At 34.5% G+C, this 3,506-nt stretch carries 3 protein-coding genes and 1 pseudogene; 2 read left to right on the plus strand and 2 right to left on the minus strand.

Features of this window, described 5'->3' with window-relative positions:
- Both IJI80_RS01795 and IJI80_RS01800 read left to right on the plus strand, forming a co-directional pair.
- Positions 1 to 753 (plus strand): branched-chain amino acid transaminase (locus tag IJI80_RS01795; protein ID WP_292787052.1); only part of this gene is annotated, 753 nt, incomplete at its 5' end.
- Between the two features lie 82 nt (positions 754 to 835).
- Entirely contained in the window at positions 836 to 1,660 is an 825-nt protein-coding gene (locus IJI80_RS01800) for an undecaprenyl-diphosphate phosphatase (RefSeq protein WP_292787055.1), read from the plus strand.
- Between the two features lie 298 nt (positions 1,661 to 1,958).
- On the opposite strand, the gene IJI80_RS01805 is transcribed toward IJI80_RS01800, so the two are convergent.
- Together IJI80_RS01805 and IJI80_RS01810 are read right to left on the minus strand one after the other, a co-directional pair.
- Entirely contained in the window at positions 1,959 to 2,960 is a 1,002-nt protein-coding gene (locus IJI80_RS01805) for a methanogenesis marker 12 protein (RefSeq protein ID WP_292787058.1), read from the minus strand.
- Positions 2,961 to 3,161: 201 nt separating this feature from the next.
- Positions 3,162 to 3,506, minus strand: a pseudogene (locus IJI80_RS01810) (ketol-acid reductoisomerase); the annotation flags it as partial.

The following is a 3,506-nucleotide window of genomic DNA, read 5'->3' on the forward strand; positions in this document are numbered from 1 at the left end:
GTACAAAGATTATTTGATTCCGCTAAAATTTACAAAATGGACATTCCATTTACTCAAGAGGAAATCTGTGATGCAATCATAGCAACCATTAAGGAAAACAACTTAAAAGGTTGTTACATCAGACCAATTACCTACAGAGGCTTTGGTGAATTAGGTGTAAACCCATTGAACTGTCCTGTAAACACCACCATTGCTGTATGGGAATGGGGAGCATACATTGGAGAAGAGGAAATGGAACAAGGTGCAAACATCGGTATTTCCACTTGGAGAAAACCAGCACCAGGAACATTGCCTGTTCTTGCAAAAGCTGCAGCTAACTACATGAACTCCCAGCTTGCAAACTTGGAAGCAGGAGAGCACGGTTACGATGAAGCTATCCAATTAGATTATCACGGACATGTTGCAGAAGGTAGTGGAGAAAACATTTTCATCGTAGAAAATGGTAAAATCATCACTCCTGATTTAGGTTCTTCCATCCTTAGAGGAATTACCAGAGACAGTATCATGACCATTGCGAAAGACTTAGGCTATGAAGTTTCTGAAGAAACCATCTCAAGAGAAAGATTATACTTAGCTGACGAAGTGTTCTTCACTGGAAGTGCAGCAGAAGTTACTCCAATCCGTGCAATCGACAACAGACAAATCGGTATTGGATCAAGAGGTCCTGTAACCAAAGAATTGCAAGAAAAATACTTCGATGCAGTATATGGAAGATCTGAAGACATTCATAATTGGTTAACTTATGTCGAATAGACATGAGTTAATTAAATTTTTTTTAAAGCTTTTTAAACTTAACTAATTTAAAATCTTATAAAAAACTAAGCGAGTTGAAATAATGGATATTTTTCAAGCAATAATCATTGGACTTGTCCAAGGATTAACTGAATTTCTACCGGTAAGCAGTTCTGCTCATTTGATCTTTGCCCAACAGGCATTAGGTGTTTCTGAGGTAGGGCTTGCCTTTGATGTGTTGATGCATGTAGGAACACTTGTAGCTGTAATAGTGTATTTCTTTAATGATATTGTAAATATGATTAAAGGATTCCTTTTAAGTCTAGTTGACTTAAAAAATGGGAATTTCATAGGAGAAATCAAGAAAGACCCTTACAAGAAATTAGCTTGGCTTACAATATTGGCTACCATTCCTGTAGGTGTTGTAGGCGTATTGTTTAACGATGTAATCGAATCAATGTTTAAGGGATTGACCATACCTGCATTCTTATTATTAATAACCGGTTGTCTTTTATATGCATCCCAAAGAATGAACAGCGGCAGAATAGATGTTAGAAACATAAGCCTTAAAGAAGCCATTATCATGGGATGCGGGCAAGCATTAGCTATTTTGCCTGGACTTTCCCGTTCAGGAACTACAATAGCTGCTGGATTATTTGCAGGATTAGATAAGGAATTTGCTGCTAAATTCAGTTTCATCTTATCAATTCCAGCAATTTTAGGTGCGGCGGTTTTCCAACTTAAGGATTTAAGTGGAGGAAGTATCGAAATAGGAGCATGCATTGCAGGATTTGTTGTTGCAATTATTTCAGGATACTTGGCTATAAGCGTACTGCTTAAAATCGTTAGAGAAAAAAGCTTGGACATATTCGCTTACTACTGTTGGATTGTAGGAATTATCGTGTTGGTTGGTAGTTTAATACTTTAATCAACTTAAAAAAAGTTTAGAGAAATATTCTCTAAATTTTTCTATTTTTATTTTTTATTTATTTCATAAATTTTATTATATGCTCATTTTAAAAATTATTATATCCCTATTTAAAAATAGCTATTTTTAATTTTCTATTGTAGAAAAAATTTTAGATAAAAAAAGGAGAAATAATGAGTTTTGCAATAAAAATAAATTTAAAACTCTTTTTTTAAAAAAATTAAAATCGAAAAAAAATAAAGAAAAAATAGTCTAAAAAAAATATATTGTATACAATTTGAATACAATTTGTATACAATTAAAGCTCAACTTTTATACCCATGATCTCTCTTTTTCCATGAGCAATGTCCCTTGCTATTTGAGCTGCACCAATAGCTCCGGATTCACTTGAAATGATCTTGGTTGGGTACTTGTTCTTGAAGTACTTGTTCAACTCTTTCTCAAAATCTACAGGATCTTTCATTGAACCCATAGAGCCTGTAAGAACAATTCCTTCAATTTCATTTTTGCTGACTGCAATCAATCCTGCTATTTCCATGACTACAGTCATTATCATAGTGTCAATAGCTAATTTGGCCTTTTCATCACCATTTCTATAATTCTCTAATAGGTCATCCTTCATGAAAGCGACCTTATCATCAATATTTGCTATCTTTACTGCACCGGCATGAGAGAAACATTCGTTAGCTGTTCTTTTACCCTCATCGATATCCCTGATCATTTCCAAGTCAAGAGGTCCATGAACAACTCCCATTGCACCGCAACAGGCATCAATGGCTCCCTTGATTATTCCATCTTCAACAAGCAAGTCAACGCTATTGGAACTGATGTCCGCGACAATCATGTTTTCCCAATTGGTTTCAAGATAAGCATTATAGACAATGCTGATTTTTTCAGGGCTTGCATGATGGGAATAAGCTGCTCTGAACAGTGGGTCAAGCCAATCGCAATTCTTATGGATTCCTGGAATCATCAATACAGGCAAATTGGCATTTTCAATTTCTGAATACACTGATGTTCCACCACCAGTCACCTTACCTGCACCGCCAATTGAAAGGATTCCTCTGTTTTCAACCCTTTCCATTGGAAGAATGGTGCTGATTCCATCTCCCATTGCATAAGTGATAATCATTAATTCAATATCATCCAAATCTACACGCTTGGACAATTCTTCAATAGCTGACACTTTTCCAGCCTTACTATCTTCACGAGATATCTTAAAAACATCAAGAACTTCTGTATCATTCATTATAGCAAATGAAATACCGGTAGTTCCATGATCCATACCTACAAATACCATTTTAATCACAAATTTAGAATTAAATTAAAAAAATCTAGACTAATCATTAGTTAATTTAGATATATTTGGCATAGTTTAAAAACTTTTATATAATATTTAAAAAAGCAGAAAGTTTTTAAAAAGTTTGAAATAAGAAAATTTGATAAAAAATATTATAATATTGTAAAAATAAATAAAAAAAGAAAAAAGAAAGAAGAGAAACTATTCGTCTTCTTTTTGTAATCCACAAGCGATTCTTAATCTTTTACCGACAATTTCGATGCCTTCTTTTTCTTCAGCAGCTCTCATTTCTTTTAAGTTTGCTGCATCAGTTGCGTTTTCATCTGCAAATTGTTTTTTGAAGGTTCCATCTTGGATTTCAGTTAAGATTGCTTTCATTTCAGCTTTAGTAGCATCAGTGATAATTCTGCCACCTCTGGTTAATCCACCGTATTCAGCAGTGTTACTTCCATCATGCCACAGTCCAGCCCTACCGTTTTCGTAGATGTCATCTACAATGAGCTTTACTTCGTGACAGGTTTCAAAGTAAGCGATTTCAGGTTGGTA

The sequence above is a fragment of the Methanobrevibacter sp. genome (assembly GCF_017432245.1).
In the GTDB taxonomy this organism is placed as follows: Archaea; Methanobacteriota; Methanobacteria; order Methanobacteriales; family Methanobacteriaceae; genus Methanobrevibacter.